Genomic DNA, 22,589 nt, shown 5'->3' with positions numbered 1-22,589 from the left:
ATGCCCAAATATCCAGAGCTTTCATGACATATCAATTATTAAGCCTACCAGAATCTATTTCAGACATTACGCCGCAGTTTATCGAAGGTGCAATCCTTGCGTCTAACTTAGCGACAAAGCCACTCGATCCTGAAGAATGGATTGCTATCGTAGCTCCTGAAGCGGGCAAAGAGCTTGTAACATTAGTGACGGAACAGATTAACCGCCAGCACAACCTAATTCAGCGTAGTGAATACTTACTGACTGATGTGTTTGCAGAAGGTGACTTCAATGAGCAGTTCGCAGATTTTGCGGAAGGTTTTATGATGGTTTGGCCGACAGTGGAAGAGCAGTGGCAAAGCATTACGGTAGCGGACGGCACGCTACGCATGCTGCAAGCTCTGTTGACGACATTAATGCTCGCGATTGATGAAGAGCAAACTCAACAACAAATGGTTGCGGCTGGGCTTCAAAACCCGCCATCGCTTGCCGATTTAGTGGGTCAGGTCGATCTGATGATCTCAGAAGTGGCAATGGCAGCTGATGAGGCAATGCTAGGTAATAAATCGCAGAGCGTGAATCCATTTAAAGATATTGGCCGTAACGATGTTTGCCCATGTGAAAGTGGTAAAAAGTTCAAGCAATGCTGTGGTAAAAACAGCTAATCGCAGTTTGTTGATGAACATTACTTGAGTCAGTAACAGACTCTCTTTATATGTTCAAAAGCTTAAGTAATAAAAAAGTCGACCTCATGGTCGACTTTTTTGTTGTCTAAATTTCAACTGCTTACTGTTAGTCGTTTTTCGACTTAACAAATTGAGAAATAACCACAATACCGAAAGCAACCAAGTTACCTGCAAAGATAATCACAAGCCACTGAGGCATAGAAAGATCGAAGAACTGCCACACAACCTTGCTGCAATCACCGTACGCTTCAAACATCCACGGAGCCCATTGGTTTAAAGGCGCCCAGCTAGGGAAGGTGACGAATAAGTCACAGGTTGCGAAAGGAGACGGATTGAACTGGTAATCGACGTGCTCTAAAGCAAGCATCAAACCTTTGTATGCGCCAAATCCCCAACCAGCAAGGCCTAACCAGCGTGATATTGGATTATTCGGGGCAATAGCACCAATCATGGCGGCAACACCAATAGCGAGCATAGCAACGCGCTCATAGATACACATCACACAAGGACCAAGCATCATCACGTGTTGGAAGAAGAGAGCGCACGCTTCAAAAAAGACAATAAAAGCCAGCAGTAAAAGCCAAGATAAACGTCCCTTAGAGAAGTCTTTGATCATTGCTAAAAAGTTCACGAATTGAATCCTGTCTATAAAATAAAAAAGCCCTGATTACTCAGAGCTTTTTATCTTGGATAAGTTTCCTAATCAACTAATATTTTTGATTAGTTAGATACACTTATTGTGCTTTACAACACAAAGTCAGATTAGTGACCGCCAGAGATAACGGGAGCAACAGCTTCACCAGTACGCTGAATGATCCAACCTGCATCATAGAACCATGCTGTCATCGGTTCTACGAAGAACACGATACCTGCAAGGCCAACCAGTGCTAACACGATAGTGTATGGCAGAGCCATGATAACCATGCGGCCGTAAGACAGTCGAATTAACGGAGCAAGTGCTGATGTTAATAGGAACAGGAATGCAGCCTGGCCGTTTGGCGTCGCAACAGAAGGTAGGTTAGTACCTGTGTTGATAGCAACAGCAAGTAGGTCGAATTGGTCACGAGTGATGATGCCTTCTACTAATGCAGTTTTCACTTCGTTGATGTAAACCGTACCTACGAATACGTTATCTGAAACCATCGATAGAATACCGTTGGCAACATAGAAGAGGGCGAGTTGTGCGCCTTTATCTTCAACGTGAAGTACAGCATCGATTACTGGCTTAAATAGAGCTTGGTCGATGATTACAGCAACAACAGCGAAGAAAACGGCAAGAAGTGCGGTAAATGGTAGCGCTTCTTCAAATGCCTTACCCATAGAGTGTTCTTCAATAACACCCGTAAAGGCTGTTGCTAAGATGATCACAGACAGACCAATCAAACCCACTTCAGCAACGTGAAGTGCAAGGCCAACAATAAGCCAAACTGCGATTGCACTTTGAACCCATAGTTTTGCTACGTCTTGCTTGGTGCGGTTTGCACGTTCTTTGTTGTCGAACTCAACTAAGATTTGGCGAACATTCGTTGGTAGCTCAGAACCGTAACCAAATACTTTGAATTTTTCTACTAGCGCACAAGTCACAATACCGCAGAAGAAAACAGGCAGTGTTACTGGCAGCATACGGATGATAAATTCACCGAATTCCCAGCCTGCTTGTTTAGCAATTACCAAGTTTTGTGGTTCACCTACCATGGTCATTACACCACCCAGTGCAGTACCAACACCTGCGTGCATAAGCAGTGAACGTAGGAAAGCACGGTAGTTTTCTAGGTCATCACGAGTAAGTTCAGAGATCTCTTCATCGTGCGTATGATCGTGCGCAGACGTTGTGCCTTTACCCGATGCAACCTTGTGGTAGATAGAGTAGAAGCCGACCGCAACGCTAATAACTACGGCGATTACTGTTAGTGCATCTAGGAATGCTGATAAGAAAGCGGCAGCAACACAGAAGGCAACAGAAAGTAAAATTTTAGATTGGATGCCAAGCAAGATCTTCGTGAAAATGAACAAAAGCAGTTCTTTCATGAAGTAAATGCCAGCAACCATGAATACGAGCAAGAGTAATACAGGAAGGTTTGCTTGCAGCTCGTGATAAACCATCTCTGGTTTGGTCATGCCAATGGCGACTGCTTGAATAGCTAATAGACCACCCGGTTGAAGAGGGTAGCATTTGAGAGCCATAGCTAGAGTGAAAATAAACTCAACCACCAATAGCCAGCCCGCAACAAATGGGTCAACTAGGAAGAAAACAAACGGGTTGATGATTAAAAAGGAAATGATGGCAAGTTTATACCAATCAGGAGCTTTACCAAGGAAGTTCTTGATAAAAGCGTTTCCGAGAGACATCGGCATGTTAATACTCTTTTATGTTGATTATGAATAGACAAGCAATACAACATTTTGAGAATCGAGCTATAGAAATTGTTAAAAACTATAACTAACAGTGACTTAGAAAAACTACATTCCATGTAATGTTCTGTGGTCTTGCCAAGTCACTCCCTTAGAAACTCAAGCACTGCTTATTTTTGAGCGCAACTCTACTCTTAGATAACATTTAGTCAACAGGAAAAGCCCTGTAGCACTAAAAATACCTCTTTTTTGTTGAGAAACGCGATCAAAGTAGCGGAAGCATACCACTTAAAATGTGATAAAAACCGACTAGAATCAATATTTCAGCGAAATGATTGAAATTTACAGAATAAAGACGGTTTATATATGATTATTACAACTTAATATTGCAATTTAATGGCTTTAAAATTATGACCAATCTCATTGATTTTAAAGAAAATTTGTTGTGTTAATGATTTGTTGAAATAGTGATTTATGGTCGCTTGCTTTCTAAACCTAAGGTGCAAACGTGTGCTGAACTTTAGAGTTTTAACTCTACTGATGTTTTGAGTGAGTAAAATTTTTGAGGGTGTTTCCGCTAGGTGTTAACTAGTGGTATGATGAGTAAATTAGAATAGAATAATTAAATTGGATTGAAGTGTAGATGGTCATTAAGGCGAAGAGCCCGGCAGGATTTGCAGAAAAGTATATCATTGAAAGTATTTGGAATGGCCGTTTCCCTCCAGGTTCTATCTTGCCAGCAGAGCGTGAGCTTTCTGAGCTAATTGGTGTTACACGTACTACGCTTCGTGAAGTACTTCAACGTCTTGCTCGTGATGGTTGGTTGACAATCCAACACGGCAAACCAACCAAAGTTAACCAGTTTATGGAGACATCAGGTCTTCATATCCTTGATACGCTAATGACGTTGGACGTAGATAACGCAAGCAAGATGGTAGAAGACTTACTTGCTGCTCGTACTAATATCAGCCCGATCTTTATGCGTTATGCATTCAAAGCAAACAAAGAAGCTTCAGAGCGTACTATTAGTAACGTGATTGAATCTTGTGAAGCGCTACTTGCGGCACCTACATGGGACGAGTTCTTAGAATCATCGCCATACGCAGACAAGATTAAGCAAGCTGTGAAAGAAGATTCAGAGAAAGATGAAGCGAAACGTCAAACGATCTTAGTCGCGAAGACTTTCAACTTCTATGATTACATGCTTTTCCAACGTTTAGCATTCCATTCAGGCAACCAAATTTACGGCCTGATCTTCAACGGTGTACGTAAACTGTATGACCGTATTGGTAGCTACTACTTCTCTAACCCAGAAGCACGACGTTTAGCGATGGACTTCTATAAAGAGTTGTTTGTTATCTGTGAGAGCGGCCAACGTGAAAACTTGCCATTGGTGATCCGTAACTACGGTATCGCAAGTGCGCAGGTTTGGAACGAAATGAAAACGACGTTACCAACGAACTTCACTGAAGACGATAGCTAATCTTTTGGGCTAACTAAATAGCGTTAAAGAAAGAACAAAAAAAGCGGCGAGATAATTCAATTATCTCGCCGCTTTTTATTTATTAAGAATCTGGCTAGTTTACCAGTAGGTTGTTTTTAACCTGCAAACTCTTCTGAGTCAGGGCGGTTAGTAAACTGAACGCCATTTAGGAAGTCGCAAAGCTGTTGGTCTTCACACACTTTGTAGTTTTTGTTCTCTGGCTTACGGAAGTAGGCACCAATCTCGTATTTACTTAGACTAACGCCAACCACTTCTAACACGTCTAGCACATCTTCTGCTTTCATGTTTAACGCGATACGTAGCTTCATGAAAATCATGTTGTTTGTCAGTGCTACCTCAGGTTTAGGCTGAGCACCTTCTTTTTTGCCACGCTTCAGATTGATGAAACCGTTTAGGAATACCGCTAGCTCTTTATCTTTCATTTTAGAGCATGACTTGTCGTTGTCGTCTTTCAGCCAGTTAATCACTTGGTCATGAGCAACCGTCACATCAGCTTGTTCGATAGCTTTGATGATTTGTGCATTTTTAAGGTTTAGTGCGTGCTGAATACGACGCAAGATTTCATTGTTAGTCACTGAGGTGTCCTAAAGAGGTTTAGAGAGTAAAGTGGATTCAAATGGCGCATTGCCATTGATGAACCATTTCATACTTTACTTAGCATAGTTGACGGCGACTCTAACAGAGAACGCCTATTTTCGGTAGATATAAAAAATCCCCAATGCTTGTTAGCTCTTTTCAAGCTAAAAGTGCATTAGGGATTTTGCTATGAGTGTTTTCTATCTGACTAAAGTCAGAATTACATTACACGCATACCAGGTTGAGCACCTTCGTGTGGCTCAAGGATCCATAGGTCGCTGCCGCCAGGGCCAGCTGCTAGGATCATACCTTCAGACATACCAAACTTCATCTTACGAGGTTTTAGGTTTGCAACCATTACAGTTAGCTTGCCTTCTAGCTCTTCAGGTTTGTATGCCGACTTGATGCCAGAGAATACTTGGCGTGTTTCACCACCGATGTCCAATTGGAACTTCAGTAGTTTGTTCGCTTTTGGTACTTCTTCACAAGAGATGATACGAGCAATACGCATGTCGACTGCAGCAAAGGCATCGAACTCGATCTCATCTGCGATTGGTTCTTTGTCTAGCTCAGTTTGGCTTGCTTGCTCTTTCTCTGCGTCTGCTTTTTCTTTTGCTGCTGCTTCAGCGGCTGCATCTTCTTTAGAAGACTCGATCATCGCTTCCACTTTCTTAGGATCAATACGGCTAAATAGCGCTTTGAACTTAGTGATTTCGTGATCAGTTAGCGGCGTTGCAACACCTTCCCACGTTAGCTCTTCGTTTAGGAAAGCTTCAGTGCGAGCCGCAAGCTCAGGCATAACTGGTTTCAGGTAAGCCATTAATACGCGGAATAGGTTGATACCAACAGAAGATACTTCTTGAAGCTCTTTCTCTTTACCTTCTTCTTTTGCAAGAACCCAAGGTGCTTTCTCATCGATGTACTGGTTAGCTTTGTCTGCTAGTGCCGTAATTTCACGGATAGCTCGGCTGAACTCACGAGTTTCGTATAGCTCACCGATACGCTCAGCAGCAGCAACGAATTCGTTGTAAAGTTCTGGTTCTGCAAATTCAGCAGAAAGCTTGCCTTCAAAACGCTTAGTGATGAAGCCAGCGTTACGAGAAGCTAGGTTAACAATCTTGTTTACTACATCAGCGTTTACACGTTGAGTGAAGTCTTCAAGGTTAAGGTCTAAATCATCGATACGGCTGTTTAGCTTAGCTGCGTAGTAGTAACGTAGACATTCTGGGTCTAGGTGGTTTAGGTACGTGCTTGCTTTGATGAATGTGCCTTTCGACTTAGACATTTTCGCGCCGTTCACAGTTACGTAGCCGTGTACGAATACGTTGTTTGGCTTACGGAAACCCGCGCCGTCTAGCATTGCTGGCCAGAATAGGCTGTGGAAGTAAACGATGTCTTTACCGATGAAGTGGTAAAGTTCAGCAGTGCTGTCTTTCTTCCAGTATTCGTCGAAGTTTAGGTCGTCACGCTTGTCACATAGGTTCTTGAAAGAAGCCATGTAGCCAACAGGTGCATCTAGCCATACGTAGAAGAACTTGTCTTTTTCGCCTGGGATTTCGAAGCCGAAGTAAGGCGCGTCACGTGAGATATCCCACTGTTGTAGGCCAGACTCGAACCATTCCTGCATTTTGTTTGCAGTTTCGTTCTGTAGAGAGCCAGAACGAGTCCACTCTTTAAGCATGCTTTCGAATTGAGGTAGGTCGAAGAAGAAGTGCTCAGAGTCTTTCATTACTGGAGTTGCGCCAGAAACTGCTGACTTAGGGTTAATCAGTTCAGTTGGGCTGTATGTCTCACCACAGTTATCACAGTTATCACCGTACTGGTCTTCTGACTTACACTTAGGGCAAGTACCTTTTACGAAGCGGTCTGGTAGGAACATCTCTTTCTCAGGATCGAAAAGCTGAGAAATAGTACGGCTAGAAATGAAGCCGTTCTTTTTAAGTTCTAGGTAGATGTGAGAAGCCAGTTCGCGGTTCTCTTCGCTGTGTGTGCTGTGGTAGTTATCAAAGCTGATATCAAAGCCAGCGAAGTCTTTTTGGTGCTCTTCACTAACAGCAGCGATCATCTCTTCTGGTGTGATACCCATCTGTTGAGCTTTAAGCATAATTGGCGTGCCGTGAGCATCGTCAGCACAGATGAAGTTTACAGTGTTGCCACGTAGACGCTGGTATCGAACCCAAATATCAGCTTGGATATGCTCAAGCATATGGCCAAGGTGAATAGAGCCGTTAGCGTACGGAAGCGCACAAGTTACCAAAAGTTGTCTTGGATCAGTTGCCATACTTAATAATTCGCTTTTTTGATAGGTATAAATTTGAGAGGTAATACTACTTTATAACGTGTGATACGCCAAGGTATCAGACAAAGGATTCCCCTAGTTTTTTAGGGGTTCAGTCTTCATCTCGTGGGTGATAGCATAAATAAAAAAAGGAGCCCCAATGCGTAACTTTACTTCGAAGCAAGATTTCTGTTCATGGTTGAATGAGTTTGAATCACCAATCCTCATCCCAGAGTGGGCGCTACACCAAAATATCGTCTCTGTTGATCCCCGCGGATCGTTTGTTATTACTTTGCCTTTCGCTGCCAACCAGCTTGCTGTTGATCTTGAAGATTGGATTAATGCCCAGATTGAGCAAAAGCTTGTGAGTGCTTTCCAATTTGAAGTGAAGGTGAAGCCATCTGCATTAGAAACCACGGTAGCGACACCCTTGAAGGGTGTGAAGAACATTATCGCCGTGACGTCCGCTAAGGGTGGGGTGGGCAAATCGACCACTTCAGTCAACCTTGCTTTGGCTTTATCTAAGTCTGGTTCAAAAGTGGGTTTATTGGATGCCGATATCTATGGTCCTTCTGTACCGATGATGCTTGGCCAATTAGATGCGAAACCAGAAGTTCAGAACAATAAGTGGATGATGCCAATCGAAGCGCACGGCATTTTCACGCACTCTATTGGTTACCTTGTGTCGAAAGATGATGCTGCAATTTGGCGTGGCCCAATGGCGGCCAAGGCTTTAGGTCAGCTTGTTAACGAAACCGTATGGCCAGAATTGGATTACCTAGTTATCGACATGCCACCGGGCACGGGTGATATTCAGTTAACGCTTTCGCAGCAGATCCCTGTCACGGGCGCGGTTGTTGTTACGACTCCTCAAGATTTGGCATTAGCAGACGCACGTAAAGGTGTTGCGATGTTTGATAAGGTAAGCGTGCCAGTTGCGGGCTTAGTGGAAAACATGAGCTACCATATCTGTAGTCACTGTGGTGAGAAAGAACATATCTTTGGTGCGGGTGGTGCAGAAGCGATGTCAGAAGAGTTTTACCTCGATATCTTAGCGCAAATTCCACTGCACATTGATGTTCGTGAAGACATCGATGCTGGTTGCCCGACAGTTATTCGTCGACCAGATAGCGAACATACTCGTCACTATTTAGAGCTGGCAGAGAATGTAGCTGCGAAAATGTTCTGGACAGGAAAAGCAAGGCCGGAAGCGATTAACTTCTCTATGATTGAATAGCGAATATATAGTTGAATAGCGCTAGTTAATCACAAAGTCGTTTAAATATTGTTTGGATTAGATATACAGCGGTGGATTTAAGCCAATATCCATTGGGCTTGTGCAAATAGTTGTAGGCAAGTTATTTGAAAGCAAACGATTGTCTTAAGTAAATGTATTGAGATCATCAATTTGACTGCAATTAGCTAAAATGGCGACTAGAATCTATGTGCTTTAGCCCCTATAATCAGGCGGTTTATCTATTCCCACCACCAAACCATATCGGGTGCAAAATAATGTCTGATAATAATCAATGTGTCATCGTAGGTATCGCTGGCGCTTCAGCTTCAGGAAAAAGTCTGATTGCTAGTACGATTTATAATGAGCTGCGCGAAAAAGTAGGCGACCATCAAATTGGTGTTATCACGGAAGATTGCTATTACAGCGACCAAAGCCACTTGAGTATGGAAGAGCGAGTTAAAACTAACTACGATCACCCAAATGCACTAGATCATGACCTTTTATGTGAACATCTACAGCAGCTAATGAGTGGCAATGCCGTAGAAGTTCCTGAATACAGCTACACAGAGCACACACGCACTTCTGAAACGACTACACTTACTCCTAAGAAAGTGATCATTTTAGAAGGTATTCTGCTTCTTACAGACCCGCGTCTTCGTAAACTAATGCACGCAAGCGTGTTTATGGATACACCGTTAGACATCTGTCTACTACGCCGTGTTAAGCGTGATGTGGAAGAGCGTGGTCGTACAATGGACACAGTACTTAAGCAATACCAAGAAACTGTACGTCCAATGTTCATGCAGTTTATCGAGCCTTCAAAACAACATGCAGACATCATCGTTCCTCGTGGTGGTAAAAACCGTATTGCGATTGATGTGCTAAAAGCGCACATTGCGAAGTTGTTGAAGTCTTAATCGAATAAAAATTTGCCTAAGTGACTCACTTAGCTTTATTTTTTACCGAATCAGTGGCACTTTTATAGTGCCACTTTCTTTTGGAATCTAAGCAAGGAATATGCGGATGAAGAAACTACTCATTTTCATAGCTGTACCAGTGTTTGTTGTTATTGCAGCAATTCTGGCACTAGTGCTGTTAGTGAATCCCAACCAATTTAAGCCATTAATTGTCGAACAAGCCCAGAAACACACAGGCCTAGAGCTGGTGATCGAGGGTGATATCAGCTGGCAATTCTTCCCATCTATTGGCTTTGAACTTGGTCAAACTGAATTACGTAACCCAGAAGGGTTCACCCAACCGAACCTATTCAAGGTTGATACCGTTGGCGTTGATGTTTCGGTTACTCCGCTATTTAGCAATCAACTAGAGATCGGCAACATCACTCTAGACGGTGCAGAATTCTATTTAGAAACTCTGAAAGATGGTCGCAAGAACATTGATGCATTAACACAAGCGTCAGCGCCTCAAGAATCTGAGCGTGCTGTTGCAGACACCAATTCGGAATCAACTCCTGCACCTCAAGAACAAAGCGCAACGGAAGCATCTGGTTGGACGATTAACCTTGCGGGTGTCACTATCTCAAACGCACTGTTTGAAATGGACGACAAGCAAGCGGGTTCATTCACTAAGTTATACGATGTGTCTTTGAACTTATCTGAGTTCGCTGTAGATACATGGACAACGGCAATCTTCGCCGCTTCTGGTGAAAACAATCAACAGAAATTCTCTGCAAACGGCAGTGCTGAATTTAAACTCGCGGAAGGTTTCGCAAGTTACGCACTACGCAATATTGACCTCAATGCGAAATTCAATGATCCAGCAACGTCGATTGACTCTGCGAAGATTGGCTTGGATACGTTTGAGTTCGATAAGGTAAACCAACTGACTTACGCTGTGGTAGGTAAAGCCGCGGGTCTTGACCTAGACCTGAAAGGTGGTGGTGAGTTAACTGTCGATAGCGCGATTTCAAAAGTGACACTGAATAAGCTAACGCTAGACTCAACATTCAAAGGTGACACGCTTCCACAATCACCAATGAAAGTCGATATGTTGTCTGACTTAAGCTTTGACCTAACTAAGAGCCACTTGAGCTTCGTGTTAGAGAAGCTACAAGCAAACTCTATCGCGCTAGATGGTAAAGCTGACGTCACCCTGTCTGAAATTCCCAAGGTTCGTTTCTCTCTTCATAGTCCGAACATCGACCTTGATGAGTTCTTAGGCTTAGGTAACACAACAGAAACGGCGAGCACGACTCCTTCTGAGTCTGCTGGTGGTTCAACGTCAAACTCAGGTAGCTCTGCACCTGCGAAAGAAGTAGAACCTGATCTGTCGGCACTGAAAACGTTAGACGTGAAAGGTGATATCACGATTGATAAGTTCAAGGCGAGCAATGCGAAAATGCAGAATGTTAAAACAGCATTCTCGGTTAACCGCGGTATCGCAGAACTTACCTCATTCACATCGAACCTTTACCAAGGCTCAATTTCTGCGGCAGCTAAGTTAGATGCACGTAAAACACCAGCGACTTACACAGCTAAGAAGAAAATCAAAGGCGTGAAAGTTCAGCCGTTACTGGTTGACGTTGCAGATAACGATATGCTGGAAGGTACCGGTAATATCGATGTTAACGTGAAAGGTAAGAGCCTGACTCCGACGGGTATTAAGAAGAACCTAGTTGGTACTATCGCGATTAACTTTGAAGATGGTGCGGTTAACGGTATCAACGTTGCGCAATTGATTCGTGAGAATTACGCGAAGATCAAAGGCGAGAAAGTTGAAAGCACAAATGAAGCTCAAAAAACGGACTTCAGTGCAATGAAAGCGACGCTGAAGGTCGACAAAGGTTGGGTTTCAACCAACGACTTATCGGCACAGTCACCACTACTGCGTGTTACTGGCCAGGGTAAAGCGAACTTCATTAATGAAACTGTAGACTTCCTAGTAAGAACGTCGATCGTTGGTTCGTTAGAAGGACAGGGCGGTAAGAGCATTGATGATCTGAAAGACGTGACGATCCCAATTAAGGTTACTGGTCAGTGGGCTGAACCAAAATTCGCGCTTGTCTTTGATGATGTTTTGAAACAGAAAGCACAGAAAGAGATTGATCGTGGTTTAGAAAAGCTAGACGAAAAGTACGGTGACAAGATCAAAGATGAGAAAACAAGAGACGCAGTAAACGGCCTACTAAAAGGTTTGTTTAACTAATCCTTAGCTCATTTTGAAATGAATAAAGCGCCATTCCTGCTGAAAGAATGGCGCTTTTTATTTTGGCTTCGATGATACTAAAGAGAGAGCCCCTATGACACTCGTCCCTCGTTCTAGGGAATGACGACAGGCTTTCGTCCTTTGTTCAAGAGCGTAACGGCCTAGTGGTCATCATCCTCGAGAGGGAAGAATGACCGAGTCGGGGATCTCTGGTTAAATGCGATTACCAATCCACGCCTTGTAGCGCTTTAACACCAGATTCGAAAGCGTGCTTCACGTTACGAACTTCAGATACAGTATCTGCCATTTCTGTAAGAGTACGGTGCGCACCACGGCCAGTAATGATTACAGACTGCATCTTAGGACGGTTATTCAACGCTTCAACTACTTCATCGAGTTCGATGTAACCGTAGCTCACCATGTAAGTCAGCTCGTCAAACAGAATCACATCAATCGACTCGTCAGCTAGCATGCGTTGACACTCTTTCCATACACGCTGTGCAGCTTCAATATCTTGCGCTTTGTTCTGAGTTTCCCAAGTAAAGCCTGTGCCCATTACTTGGAACTCTACATCGAGCTTTTGCAGAACGTTCTTTTCGCCGTTATCCCAAGTTCCTTTAACAAATTGAGCAACGGCACATTTCTTACCATGACCTACAGCGCGAGTAATGGTGCCGAAACCTGATGTTGATTTACCTTTACCGTTACCAGTGATCACCAATAGTAGGCCTTTGACCTCTTGTGCTGCAGCCACACGTGCATCGACTTGTTCTTTTACTTTCTGTTGTCTTGCTTTATGACGTTGTTCTTTGTTGTCTTCGGTCGACATAACAAATCCTTTTAAGTTGTGATTGCGCCTATCATAGCCTAACTTAACGATAGCAAAAACCATCGGAAGAACAGGTGATTACGGATGAAAAAGATACTCGTGGTTTGCATGGGAAATATTTGTCGCTCGCCAACAGGTGAGGCGGTACTCAGAAAGAAAGCGCAACAGCTGGATATTGATGTTGTAGTCGATTCTGCGGGGACGATTGGCTTCCATCAAGGAAACCCACCGGATTCCCGCTCAAAGGCGGCAGGCGAGAAGCGAGGCTACAGCTTCAAGGGTATTACCTCTCGTAAAGTGGTCACGAATGACTTCGAAGAGTTTGACTTGATACTCGCGGCAGATAAGGCGAATTTAGATGACTTAATGAGTCAGTGCCCAGCGCACCTGCAATACAAGCTTGCGCTATTTTTGAGTTTTGGAGAATCTGGCTATCAAGAGGTTCCAGACCCATATTATGGAGAGGGCGATGGTTTTGAGCTGGTTTTGGACTTAATCGAAGAGTCGAGCGAAGCGATATTGAGGTCTATTTAACATCGCAGCTATGTTTAGTGTTTGGTGTTCAGTGCTTTGCTGGTTAGTGACTAAAGACTACGTATAAAAAAGGCCGACATTCAATGTCGGCCTTTTAAATCTAGCTTTATGTTCTGCCTATGGTTACTTAGACATTACTTTGTAGATTGGGTCTTCTGCTACGTTCGCTTCAACTAAGCTACCGGCTTTGTGCAGCATAGCAACACAGTCTTGGCTTAGGTGGCGAAGGTGAAGCGTTTTACCTAGTGCTGCGTAACGCTCTGCAATGGTATCAATCGCTTCAATAGCTGAGTGGTCAGTAACGCGTGAGTTTGCGAAATCAACAATAACATCTTGTGGATCGTTGTATGCGTCAAACAACTCTAGGAAGTTAGCTGTTGAACCAAAGAAGATTGGGCCGTTAACTTTGTACTCTTTAGAGCCTTTATCGTTTACCGATGTGTCCGCGTAGATATGCTTAGCATGTTGCCATGCAAACATTAGTGCAGATGCAATGACACCTACAAATACAGCAACTGCTAGGTCAGTCATTACGGTTACAACCGTAACAAGAACGATAACGAAGAAGTCTTGCTTAGGTACGCGACGTGCAAGCTTGAAGGTTGCCCATTCGAATGTACCAATTACAACCATGAACATTACACCCACTAGCGCTGCTAGAGGAATCATTTCGATAAGTGCAGAGCCGAATAGAATGAACATCAGTAGTGCAACGGCAGCAACGATACCAGAAAGACGACCACGACCACCTGAGTTTACGTTGATCATCGATTGACCGATCATCGCACAACCACCCATCGCACCAAATACCGAACACGTCACGTTCGCCATACCTTGACCAACACATTCACGGTTAGATTGACCACGAGTGTTTGTCATTTCGTCTAGTACGGTAAGCGTCAGTAGTGATTCGATTAGACCAATCGCTGCAAGAATCACTGCATAAGGCAGGATGATGTATAGCGTTTCTAGGCTAAACGGCACTGCTGGAATAGAGAATGTTGGTAGAGAGCCCGCTAATGTTGCTGCTTCGTCACCAGACATAGTGCGTAAGAAATCAACAACAGTACGAGTTTCTAGATCAAGGCCAACAACCAAAGCCGTTACCGTAACAATAGCAACCAATGACGATGGTACCGCTGTTGTTAGTTTAGGTAGGAAGTGGATGATAGCCATAGTCAATGCTACAAGGCCTAACATCAGAGTCATTTGACCGCTTGGTAACCAAGTTAGCGCGCCTGTTACATCTGGTGCTTTAAATTGTCCAAGCTGTGCTAGGAAGATAACGATCGCTAAGCCGTTCACGAAACCAATCATTACTGGGTGCGGAACGATACGGATGAATTTACCTAGTTTAAATACACCCGCTGCAATTTGCAGAAGGCCGGCTAGCATAACTGCCGCAAATAGGTATTGAACGCCATGGGTTGCTACTAGGCTCACCATTACAACAGCCATTGCGCCGGTTGCACCAGAAATCATACCTGGACGACCGCCGAAGACAGAAGTAATTAAACCTACGATGAATGCTGCGTAAAGACCAACCATTGGGTCAACGCCTGCAACAAAGGCGAATGCTACGGCTTCAGGTACCAGAGCTAGGGCTACTGTAAGACCTGAAAGCACATCATTCTTTACAGAGTGCTTTGAAAATTGTGGGAATTCGAACATGTTTGCTCAGCTATGCTTTAGATGGATTTACCCGACACGAGTGTATTGCGTAGCCAAACGGTGATTGAAAAGAGCGGCAATAGCGAGGTGTCGAAAAGATAAGTGCGCGAATGCTACCCAAAAATGTGATTAAGTTCAAGGTTGAACCTAACTTTGAGTAATATATCTATTAATTTTTATTCGATTAGCAGATATGAAAAAGGCTGCTTTAATAAGCAGCCTTTGATTCGATTTTCTAGTGATTACTTAGCAGTAAACGCTAGTAGTTTGGCTTAGTCATGCCTGCGCCAGCTTTGTTTGACGCTGCTTGACTGCCTGCACCTTTCGGTACAAAACGCTCAGTACGGAATGGAGCAGCAACAACTTCAATCTCTTTGATCTCTTGAGGACCAGGAGCTTTAGTCATTGGCGAACCCGCTTGTTTCTTAGCAACTGCCGCTTTTGGTGCTGCTTCTGAAGCTGGTGCTTCTACCACAGGAGCTTCTTCAACTTTCACACTTTCAGCTTTAGGCGCTTCAACTGCTTTTGTTGGTTCAACGACTGCAGTTTCAACAACTGGTGCTTCAACTACGACTTCTTCTGCTTTCACAGTTTCAACCGGAGTTTGTTCAACTTCCACACTTTCAGCTTTAGGCGTTGCAACTTCTTGTGCTTCAACAACTGGAGCTTCTTCAACTACAGCAGGAGTCTCAGCTACTTGAGCTTCAACAGCAGCTTCTTCGCGACGGATAATCACTTTGCCCATAGCCAGTTCAGGACATGTAAAGCCGCCTGCCATTGCTACGTTGTTTTGTGGTGCTGCCTCTTGAGCTACGTTTTGCTCTTGTTCTTTAACAGAAACTTGAGCTTCAACTGCTACTTGAACTTCAGCCACTTCAGGTTTTGCCTGCTTGTGGTGAGGTTTTGGAATGAAGCGAGGCATCACTTTACCCATAGCCATCTCTGGAGAAGCTACACCACCTTTACGTAGGCGGAATGGGTTAGGGCGACGATCACGACCGCGACGACGACGTTGACCACTTGCACGCAGGTGACGTGGAGAACGACGGTTACGACGTTGCTTCGGCTCTTCCTGTTCAGTTTGCTCAGCATTTGCTTGAGTTGCTTCTACTTGTTCCGCAACTTTTTGCTCTTGAGCGACTGATTGTTCTTTTGCAACAACCTGTTCTTTTGATGCGTTGTCTTCAGCTTGAGCTTGTTGGTCTTTAACACGAACTTGCTTGTTCAGTTTACGACGTTGACGACGCTCTTTGATCTTAGCTGCTTTCGCTTCAGGCTTAGCTTTAGGCGCTTCTGGCTTGTCAGCTTGAGCTTCTGCCGCTAGCTGTAGACCTTCTTCTGCTAGCTTAGAAGGAACTTGCTCTTCGCGTTGCTTCTGCTCATCACGTGGCTTGTTGCGACGATCTTGCTTAGGCTTGCGAGGTTGGCGATTTTGCTGTGGAGCTGCTTCTTTTTGCTCTTCAGGCTTCTCGTCACGAGCTGGCTTACGACGGCGCTTGTTGTCACGGTTTTCGTTACGATTGTCACCACGCTCACCACGTTGGTTGCGACGACGGTTATCGTTACGATCACGGCGTTGACGGTTGCCGTTGTTGCGATTGTTCTTAGGTTTTTCTTCTTCTTTCTTCTCTTCTTCTTTCTTCTCTTCTTGAGTTGAAGAGCCGAATAAGAAGCTACCGATAGCTTTGAAGAAACGACCAATTAGACCTGGTTCTTGGGTCGCTGCTGGCTCAGCTTTCTTCTCTTCTACAGCTTTAGGTGCTGGAGCAGGAGTTGGTGCTGATTGAGCAGGGGCTGCGAAACCTTTCAGAGCTGGCTCTTCGATCTTCTTAGGACGAATAGTCTGTTCTGCTGGTTCTTTGCTTTCTGCTTCTTTAAGAGCGTCTAGCTTCTTAGGAAGTAGGTAAGACAGTAGATCGAACTCTTCGCCTTCACGAACACGGATAACCTCAAAGTGTGGTGTTTCCATGTCAGAGTTAGGAACAACAGTGATCTTAACTTCTTGGTTCTTCTCGATGTGGTTTACTGAGCGACGTTTTTCGTTCAGAAGGTAAGAAGCGATTGGCACAGGCACAACAGCAAGTACTTGCGCTGTGTTGTCTTTCAGAGCTTCTTCTTCGATCAAACGTAGAACAGACAGTGCTAGAGATTCGTTATCACGAACAACACCAGTACCTGTACAACGAGGACAAATGTGGTGGCTTGCTTCTGCTAGTGATGGGCTCAAACGTTGACGAGACATCTCTAGAAGACCAAAGCGAGAAATACGACCAATCTGAACACGTGCACGGTCTAAACGAACGGCATCACGTAGACGGCTTTCTACTTCGCGTTGGTGGCGAACCGGAGTCATATCGATGAAGTCGATAACAACAAGACCACCTAGGTCACGTAGACGTAATTGACGTGCAATTTCATCCGCTGCTTCTAGGTTAGTGTTTAGCGCTGTTTCTTCGATATCGCCGCCCTTTGTTGCACGAGCAGAGTTGATATCGATAGAAGTCAGAGCTTCTGTTGGGTCGATTACGATAGAACCACCAGATGGAAGACGAACTTCACGTTGGAAAGCAGATTCGATCTGGCTTTCAATCTGGTAATGGCTGAATAGTGGTACTTCACCATCGTACTTCTTAACGCGATTCATGAAATCTGGGCGTATTAATTGAATGTGCGCTTGTGCACGTTCAAAAATAGTGTTGCTGTCGATCAGAATCTCGCCAATGTCACGACGTAGGTAGTCACGAATCGCGCGAACGATAACGTTACTTTCTTGGTGAATTAGGAAAGGAGCTGCATTTGAATCAGAAGCTTGCTTGATAGCGCCCCAGTGATTCAATAGAACATTCAGGTCCCACTCTAACTCTTCTGCACTTTTGCCAACACCTGCTGTACGCACGATTAAGCCCATACCTTGAGGAAGCTCAAGAGTGCTTAATGCTGCTTTCAGTTGAGTGCGCTCATCACCTTCGATACGACGAGAAATACCGCCAGCACGAGGGTTATTAGGCATAAGAACTAAGTAGCTACCCGCCAAAGAGATGAAAGTTGTCAGTGCAGCACCTTTGCTACCACGTTCTTCTTTCTCTACTTGTACGATTACTTCTTGGCCTTCTTTTAGCACTTCTTTGATGCTAGGACGGCCTTGGTATGTATAACCTTCAGGGAAGTATTCGCGGGCAATTTCTTTAAGAGGGAGGAAACCGTGACGTTCTGCGCCGTAATCAACAAATGCCGCTTCTAGGCTTGGCTCAATACGGGTAATACGTCCTTTGTAGATATTCGCTTTTTTTGACTCGTGACCTGGACTTTCGATATCTAGATCGAACAGTCGCTGGCCATCAACCAAAGCGACACGCAACTCTTCTTTTTGAGTTGCGTTAATTAACATTCTTTTCATTTAGAAATTCTCATTGTCTTTTCTTATTTTCATCATTGTTCTTATCGCTTTATTTCGTTTCTCATGGTGCCAGATCCCATGGCTTTATCGGTGCAGCCTCCCGGCTGGAGAGGGATGCTCTGGGGCACGTCAGTCATCATAGGGAGTTAGCCTATGATCCGCGATGTGGCGGTGAATACTCAACATGAGCGTACGTGAGTAGAGCGATAAGGAACTCAGTTGACCGTGTCTTACGCCGATTGCAGCACTGTCTAATCTGAGTTATCTACTCATTTACTTGCTTATGAATGGTTAGCTGTTTAAATAATAGTCAAACCACTGATAGCAGCTGTGAACTATAGCAGCGGTCGGTAAACACAGCAATCTGCTTTGTCGGAATGCTGTAAAAAAAACAGTTTTTGTTTGGGTTTTGATAGCTCTAACTCACTGTCTATAAATAATTTATCAATTGATATTTTAATTTGCAGGAATCTTGGTGCTTTTTTGTTCGAAGAATCAAAGAAATATAGAACTTCAACGAGCATTTGAGGATAGATCGGTAGGGATTATGGATAAATAAGTTCGGAATCGAGCTAAGAAAATCTCAATTATCAAAAGTGACAGTGATACAATAGCCCAATGAGCGAAATTAGAACCCAAGTCCAATTTGTCGACATTGACGAAGATATGGCTGGTCAGCGTATTGATAACTTCTTACGCAACCAATTAAAAAATATCCCGAAAAGCATGATTTACCGAATCGTGCGTAAAGGCGAAGTCCGCGTAAATAAAAAACGCATCAAGGCTGAGTACAAACTAAAAGCTGGTGATTTAGTTCGTATCCCGCCAGTCACGATTGAAGAAAAAACTGAAGAAAACGTGCCAAGCACGAAACTCAACAAGGTTTCAGAATTAGAACAGTGCATCATCTATGAAGATGATCACATGCTGATTCTGAACAAACCTTCGGGTACCGCTGTTCATGGTGGCAGTGGGCTGAAGTTTGGCGCAATCGAAGCATTGCGCGCACTTCGTCCTGATGCTCGTTTTCTAGAGTTAGTGCATCGTATTGATAGAGATACATCTGGCATTCTGCTTGTTGCTAAGAAGCGCTCGGCGCTAAGACACCTTCAAGCACAGTTCCGTGAAAAAACGGTTCAAAAATATTACTTCGCTTTAGTCATGGGCGAATGGAAGAACAGCTGTAAGGTTGTTAATGCTCCATTATTGAAAAACGAAGTGAACAGTATTGTTCGTGTGAACCCGAACGGCAAAGCTTCTGAGACGCGTTTTCGAGTTTTAGAAAAATTCAAAGATGCGACGTTAGTTCAAGCAAGTCCAATTACGGGGCGTACACACCAAATCCGTGTACATACTCAATATACTGGCCACCCAATTGCTTGGGATGATCGCTACGGTGATCGTCGCTTTGATGCTTACACGGGTAAGGTTGGTCTGGACCGTTTGTTCCTACACGCAGCAAACATTAAGTTCACGCACCCAGGTAGTGAAGAGAAGATGGATATCTCAGTACCGATGGAAGCGAGACTTGAAAAAGCACTGACCGGATTGCGTAAGATCTAAGAAGATACGAGATACGAGATACGAGATACGAGATACGAGATACGAGATACGAAAGGAAAAACCCTTTCAGGATTGAGTATCAGCTATCTGAAAATGATAAAGGTTGACGAATATCGTCAACCTTTTTTGTTTGTGCCTACTGTATGCACAAGATCCCCAGCTTGCTCGTTCCTCGCTCTTGAGGATGACGGCACATTGCATTACTAATGATTGAATAAGGAAAAAGTCCTCAGAGCTGAAATAATCATTAGTCTTCGTCATTCCCTAGACTGACGAAGGAAGGAGTAGGGAATCTTTGTAAGAGTAATAAGCGCTAGTTAAAGCACACTCATTCCTTGTACTTCAAGCATATCCACTAAGTCGATCAGTGGCAGACCGATTAGGGTGTTCGGATCTTTGCCTTCCATCTGTTTAAACAACGCGATGCCTAACCCTTCGCACATAAAACTGCCCGCGCAGTAATAAGGCTCTTCTTTCTCAACATAAGAGATGATCTGCTGCTCGGTTAAATCACGGAAATGCACGATGAAGGTGTCGAGACGCGTGTCAGCTTTGTTGGTTTCGCTGTTCCAAACAGAAAGGCCAGTATAGAAAGTGATGTTCTTACCGCTTTGGCGAGATAACTGTTCAATTGCTTTTTCACGAGTATGTGGCTTACCAATGATCTCTCCATCAATCACACAAACCTGATCAGAACCAATCACCAAGCTCGGTTGCTCTACCGCGCAAGACTTAGCTTTGGTCTCAGCAAGGCGCATGACTAACTGTTGAGGCGTCTCATTTGAAAGCGGCGTTTCATCGCAGTCTGGTTTAGCAGTAATGAAGCTTAACTGTAGTTTTTTGAGGATCTCTTGCCTAAATGGAGATGTAGAGGCTAAAACTAGTTGGTAATTTCTCATTTTAATTTACAATTCAAGGAAGCATTTATCTCAGGATAACGTAACTTGTCCTGCTATTCATAATGCTCTGAATAGGAAAGGCAGGAAAGTACATTTTTTTTGCCATTTCCTTTGACTAAACATGATTTGGAAGATAAGATTCGCGCCCTATGCAAAAGGAAAAAATACCGCGTACAGTTGATCCGGCAAGAACGGCTCAAAAACGACTGGATATGAATGGCATCATTCAAGTCAGTCTTTTAAAGCGTTTAACTGAAGCAACTGAAGGCGTAAAACGTGACGCGCAAGTCTCAATGTCATTTGGGCTTGATGAACAACGATTAGTCGTTATCTCTGGTAAAGCTAACGTCGAAGTCGATTTAGAGTGTCAACGTTGTAATGAGGTTTTCGCACATGAGTGCGATGTCCAATTTACTTATACTCCTGTTTACAGTGAGAAAAGTGAAGAGGAAGCACCGGAAGAGTACGATTTGGTAGATCTGAACGAGTACGGTGAGTTAGACCTGATTCAATTAGTTGAAGACGAGTTCATCCTTGGATTGCCACAAATAGCAATGCACGACGATGCGGACTGTAGCGTTAACTCAAATAATTTGGTGTTTGGCGAACTTCCTGAAGAAATTGAGGAAGATAAAAAGCCGAATCCATTTGATGTTTTAAAAAGCTTGAAGAAGTAACAGCTTCTTTAAGAATTTACATAGGAGTAGGGTCAATGGCCGTACAAAAGAGCAAGAAATCACGTTCAATGCGTGGCATGCGTCGTTCACACGATGCACTAACTACAGCTGCACTTTCTGTAGACGCAACTTCAGGTGAAACTCACCTACGTCACAACGTGACTGCCGAAGGTTTCTACCGCGGCAAAAAGGTTATCAACAAGTAAGGTTGACCTTTGCAAAATCTAACCGTTGCGCTTGATGCAATGGGCGGGGACTTCGGTCCTCGTGTAACAGTGCCTGCCGCCGTGCAGGCACTGTCGTATTTCCCAGAGCTAAAAGTCATTCTCATAGGTGATCGAAATGCGATCACATCTCAATTATCTTCATTAGGTCGAATGCCTGATTCTCGTTTGAGCATCCAGCATTGTGATCGAGTTATTTCCAATTCTGAAAAACCTTCACTAGCCTTACGTAATAGTCAGGGCAGTTCTATGCGTGCCGCTATCGATCTGGTTGCCGAATCACAGGCTGATGCTTGTGTGAGTGGTGGTAACACTGGCGCACTGATGGCTTTGTCTCGTTTCCGACTTAAACTTCTTCCTGGTATTGATAGGCCTGCATTGGTCTCAGCTTTGCCTACTGCATCAGGGAATCGCACATGGATGCTTGATTTAGGGGCGAACGTTTCTAGTGACGCGGATTCACTCTTTCAGTTTGCCGTAATGGGCAGTGCATTAGCGGAACAACATTTAGGTCGCGCTCCACGTGTCGCTATCTTGAATATCGGTGCAGAAGAAATCAAAGGCAATGACCTTGTAAAACGATGCGCTGAAATGTTGTCGAATACTCAGTCTGTGAACTTCATAGGCTATATTGAAGGTAATCAATTACTTCAAGATGCTGCTGATGTCGTCGTATGTGATGGTTTTGTGGGCAATGTCTGCTTAAAAACGTGCGAAGGTACAGCTCAGCTCTTTATTGATAAGCTAAAAACGCGCATGATGGCTTCAACAATAAAGGGTTGGATAGCCAGAATGTTGTTTTCTGAGCTATTTACTGAATTAAAAACCTTGAACCCCGACCAGTATAACGGCGCAAGTTTGTTAGGATTGCGCGGCATTGTCATTAAAAGTCATGGAAGTGCTGATGTGTCTGCAGTCGTCAACGCGATTGGTGAGGCAGTACACGAGGTCAAACGACAAGTCCCCAGCCGCATTAGCGATCGTTTGGAAGCGGTTTTACTCGAGAGGCATTATTAGT

The 22,589-nt window shown here is 44.0% G+C and carries 18 protein-coding genes; 10 read left to right on the top strand and 8 right to left on the bottom strand.

The window, feature by feature from the left end; all coding sequences use genetic code 11:
• The first annotated feature begins 23 nt into the window (after positions 1 to 23).
• A complete protein-coding gene (locus tag ITG10_RS02200; RefSeq protein WP_017632514.1) occupies positions 24 to 644 on the top strand; it encodes a YecA family protein in 621 nt (206 codons plus the stop codon).
• Positions 645 to 771: 127 nt separating this feature from the next.
• Here the strand turns inward: ITG10_RS02200 and dsbB are convergent, their stop codons facing one another.
• The gene (dsbB, locus tag ITG10_RS02195; protein WP_026084412.1) at positions 772 to 1,281 is read right to left on the bottom strand and encodes a disulfide bond formation protein DsbB; all 510 of its coding nucleotides are present in this window, start codon (positions 1,279 to 1,281) and stop codon (positions 772 to 774) included.
• Positions 1,282 to 1,427: 146 nt separating this feature from the next.
• The gene (gene nhaB / locus ITG10_RS02190) at positions 1,428 to 3,020 is read right to left on the bottom strand and encodes a Na(+)/H(+) antiporter NhaB (protein ID WP_017632516.1); all 1,593 of its coding nucleotides are present in this window, start codon (positions 3,018 to 3,020) and stop codon (positions 1,428 to 1,430) included.
• A gap of 640 nt (positions 3,021 to 3,660) precedes the next feature.
• Between nhaB and fadR the strand changes: the two genes are divergently transcribed.
• Positions 3,661 to 4,500, top strand: a complete 840-nt coding sequence (gene fadR / locus ITG10_RS02185; RefSeq protein WP_017632517.1) for a fatty acid metabolism transcriptional regulator FadR — start codon at positions 3,661 to 3,663, stop codon at positions 4,498 to 4,500.
• A gap of 116 nt (positions 4,501 to 4,616) precedes the next feature.
• Here fadR and ITG10_RS02180 read toward each other — a convergent pair whose 3' ends face one another.
• Both ITG10_RS02180 and metG read right to left on the bottom strand, forming a co-directional pair.
• Complete coding sequence (locus tag ITG10_RS02180) at positions 4,617 to 5,096, bottom strand: DUF1456 family protein (protein ID WP_017632518.1); 480 nt, start codon at positions 5,094 to 5,096, stop codon at positions 4,617 to 4,619.
• Positions 5,097 to 5,317: 221 nt separating this feature from the next.
• Entirely contained in the window at positions 5,318 to 7,378 is a 2,061-nt protein-coding gene (gene metG / locus ITG10_RS02175; RefSeq protein ID WP_239847895.1) for a methionine--tRNA ligase, read from the bottom strand.
• 157 nt (positions 7,379 to 7,535) lie between these two features.
• Here metG and apbC point away from each other — a divergent pair, with 157 nt between their 5' ends.
• The 3 genes from apbC to ITG10_RS02160 all read left to right on the top strand — a co-directional run bounded on the left by apbC (position 7,536) and on the right by ITG10_RS02160 (position 11,777).
• A complete protein-coding gene (gene apbC / locus ITG10_RS02170) occupies positions 7,536 to 8,612 on the top strand; it encodes an iron-sulfur cluster carrier protein ApbC (RefSeq protein WP_017632519.1) in 1,077 nt (358 codons plus the stop codon).
• 275 nt (positions 8,613 to 8,887) lie between these two features.
• Positions 8,888 to 9,529 (top strand): uridine kinase, encoded by a 642-nt coding sequence (udk, locus tag ITG10_RS02165; RefSeq protein WP_004734002.1) that lies wholly within the window; start codon positions 8,888 to 8,890, stop codon positions 9,527 to 9,529.
• Between the two features lie 106 nt (positions 9,530 to 9,635).
• Positions 9,636 to 11,777, top strand: coding sequence for an AsmA family protein (locus tag ITG10_RS02160; RefSeq protein WP_017632520.1), 2,142 nt, complete (start codon positions 9,636 to 9,638; stop codon positions 11,775 to 11,777).
• Positions 11,778 to 12,000: 223 nt separating this feature from the next.
• Here ITG10_RS02160 and cobO read toward each other — a convergent pair whose 3' ends face one another.
• Positions 12,001 to 12,606 (bottom strand): cob(I)yrinic acid a,c-diamide adenosyltransferase, encoded by a 606-nt coding sequence (gene cobO, locus ITG10_RS02155; RefSeq protein ID WP_017054977.1) that lies wholly within the window; start codon positions 12,604 to 12,606, stop codon positions 12,001 to 12,003.
• 84 nt (positions 12,607 to 12,690) lie between these two features.
• Here cobO and ITG10_RS02150 point away from each other — a divergent pair, with 84 nt between their 5' ends.
• Positions 12,691 to 13,140, top strand: coding sequence for a low molecular weight protein-tyrosine-phosphatase (locus ITG10_RS02150; protein WP_026084413.1), 450 nt, complete (start codon positions 12,691 to 12,693; stop codon positions 13,138 to 13,140).
• 123 nt (positions 13,141 to 13,263) lie between these two features.
• Here ITG10_RS02150 and ITG10_RS02145 read toward each other — a convergent pair whose 3' ends face one another.
• A complete protein-coding gene (locus ITG10_RS02145; protein WP_176680177.1) occupies positions 13,264 to 14,811 on the bottom strand; it encodes a SulP family inorganic anion transporter in 1,548 nt (515 codons plus the stop codon).
• Between the two features lie 259 nt (positions 14,812 to 15,070).
• Entirely contained in the window at positions 15,071 to 18,208 is a 3,138-nt protein-coding gene (rne, locus tag ITG10_RS02140; protein ID WP_017630533.1) for a ribonuclease E, read from the bottom strand.
• 618 nt (positions 18,209 to 18,826) lie between these two features.
• Here rne and rluC point away from each other — a divergent pair.
• Entirely contained in the window at positions 18,827 to 19,771 is a 945-nt protein-coding gene (gene rluC / locus ITG10_RS02135; protein ID WP_017630534.1) for a 23S rRNA pseudouridine(955/2504/2580) synthase RluC, read from the top strand.
• Between the two features lie 317 nt (positions 19,772 to 20,088).
• On the opposite strand, the gene ITG10_RS02130 is transcribed toward rluC, so the two are convergent.
• The gene (locus tag ITG10_RS02130) at positions 20,089 to 20,670 is read right to left on the bottom strand and encodes a nucleoside triphosphate pyrophosphatase (RefSeq protein WP_017630535.1); all 582 of its coding nucleotides are present in this window, start codon (positions 20,668 to 20,670) and stop codon (positions 20,089 to 20,091) included.
• Positions 20,671 to 20,819: 149 nt separating this feature from the next.
• On the opposite strand from ITG10_RS02130, the gene yceD reads away from it, so the two are divergent.
• The 3 genes from yceD to plsX are packed head-to-tail and all read left to right on the top strand — an operon-like array spanning position 20,820 to position 22,588.
• Positions 20,820 to 21,347, top strand: a complete 528-nt coding sequence (yceD, locus tag ITG10_RS02125) for a 23S rRNA accumulation protein YceD (protein WP_017630536.1) — start codon at positions 20,820 to 20,822, stop codon at positions 21,345 to 21,347.
• A gap of 35 nt (positions 21,348 to 21,382) precedes the next feature.
• On the top strand, positions 21,383 to 21,553 hold the full coding sequence (gene rpmF, locus ITG10_RS02120; RefSeq protein WP_004737376.1) for a 50S ribosomal protein L32: 171 nt from the start codon (positions 21,383 to 21,385) through the stop codon (positions 21,551 to 21,553).
• A 9-nt stretch (positions 21,554 to 21,562) separates the two neighbouring features.
• Positions 21,563 to 22,588: a phosphate acyltransferase PlsX gene (plsX, locus tag ITG10_RS02115; RefSeq protein ID WP_017062152.1), complete on the top strand. Its 1,026-nt coding sequence runs from the start codon at positions 21,563 to 21,565 to the stop codon at positions 22,586 to 22,588.
• The last annotated feature ends 1 nt before the right edge of the window (position 22,589 follow it).

The organism is Vibrio sp. ED004, assembly GCF_023206395.1.
Classification (GTDB): Bacteria; Pseudomonadota; Gammaproteobacteria; order Enterobacterales; family Vibrionaceae; genus Vibrio.
The sequence above is the reverse complement of the archived record's forward strand: the minus strand, read 5'-3'. Positions and strand labels throughout refer to the sequence as shown.

What these genes read in the sequence shown, in the direction of transcription:
- ITG10_RS02200 (WP_017632514.1), top strand. Translation starts at nt 24, where the DNA reads ATGACATATCAATTATTAAGCCTACCAGAATCTATTTCAGACATTACG.
- dsbB (WP_026084412.1), bottom strand. Translation starts at nt 1,281, where the DNA reads ATGATCAAAGACTTCTCTAAGGGACGTTTATCTTGGCTTTTACTGCTG.
- nhaB (WP_017632516.1), bottom strand. Translation starts at nt 3,020, where the DNA reads ATGCCGATGTCTCTCGGAAACGCTTTTATCAAGAACTTCCTTGGTAAA.
- fadR (WP_017632517.1), top strand. Translation starts at nt 3,661, where the DNA reads ATGGTCATTAAGGCGAAGAGCCCGGCAGGATTTGCAGAAAAGTATATC.
- metG (WP_239847895.1), bottom strand. Translation starts at nt 7,378, where the DNA reads ATGGCAACTGATCCAAGACAACTTTTGGTAACTTGTGCGCTTCCGTAC.
- apbC (WP_017632519.1), top strand. Translation starts at nt 7,536, where the DNA reads ATGCGTAACTTTACTTCGAAGCAAGATTTCTGTTCATGGTTGAATGAG.
- udk (WP_004734002.1), top strand. Translation starts at nt 8,888, where the DNA reads ATGTCTGATAATAATCAATGTGTCATCGTAGGTATCGCTGGCGCTTCA.
- ITG10_RS02160 (WP_017632520.1), top strand. Translation starts at nt 9,636, where the DNA reads ATGAAGAAACTACTCATTTTCATAGCTGTACCAGTGTTTGTTGTTATT.
- cobO (WP_017054977.1), bottom strand. Translation starts at nt 12,606, where the DNA reads ATGTCGACCGAAGACAACAAAGAACAACGTCATAAAGCAAGACAACAG.
- ITG10_RS02150 (WP_026084413.1), top strand. Translation starts at nt 12,691, where the DNA reads ATGAAAAAGATACTCGTGGTTTGCATGGGAAATATTTGTCGCTCGCCA.
- ITG10_RS02145 (WP_176680177.1), bottom strand. Translation starts at nt 14,811, where the DNA reads ATGTTCGAATTCCCACAATTTTCAAAGCACTCTGTAAAGAATGATGTG.
- rne (WP_017630533.1), bottom strand. Translation starts at nt 18,208, where the DNA reads ATGAAAAGAATGTTAATTAACGCAACTCAAAAAGAAGAGTTGCGTGTC.
- rluC (WP_017630534.1), top strand. Translation starts at nt 18,827, where the DNA reads ATGAGCGAAATTAGAACCCAAGTCCAATTTGTCGACATTGACGAAGAT.
- ITG10_RS02130 (WP_017630535.1), bottom strand. Translation starts at nt 20,670, where the DNA reads ATGAGAAATTACCAACTAGTTTTAGCCTCTACATCTCCATTTAGGCAA.
- yceD (WP_017630536.1), top strand. Translation starts at nt 20,820, where the DNA reads ATGCAAAAGGAAAAAATACCGCGTACAGTTGATCCGGCAAGAACGGCT.
- rpmF (WP_004737376.1), top strand. Translation starts at nt 21,383, where the DNA reads ATGGCCGTACAAAAGAGCAAGAAATCACGTTCAATGCGTGGCATGCGT.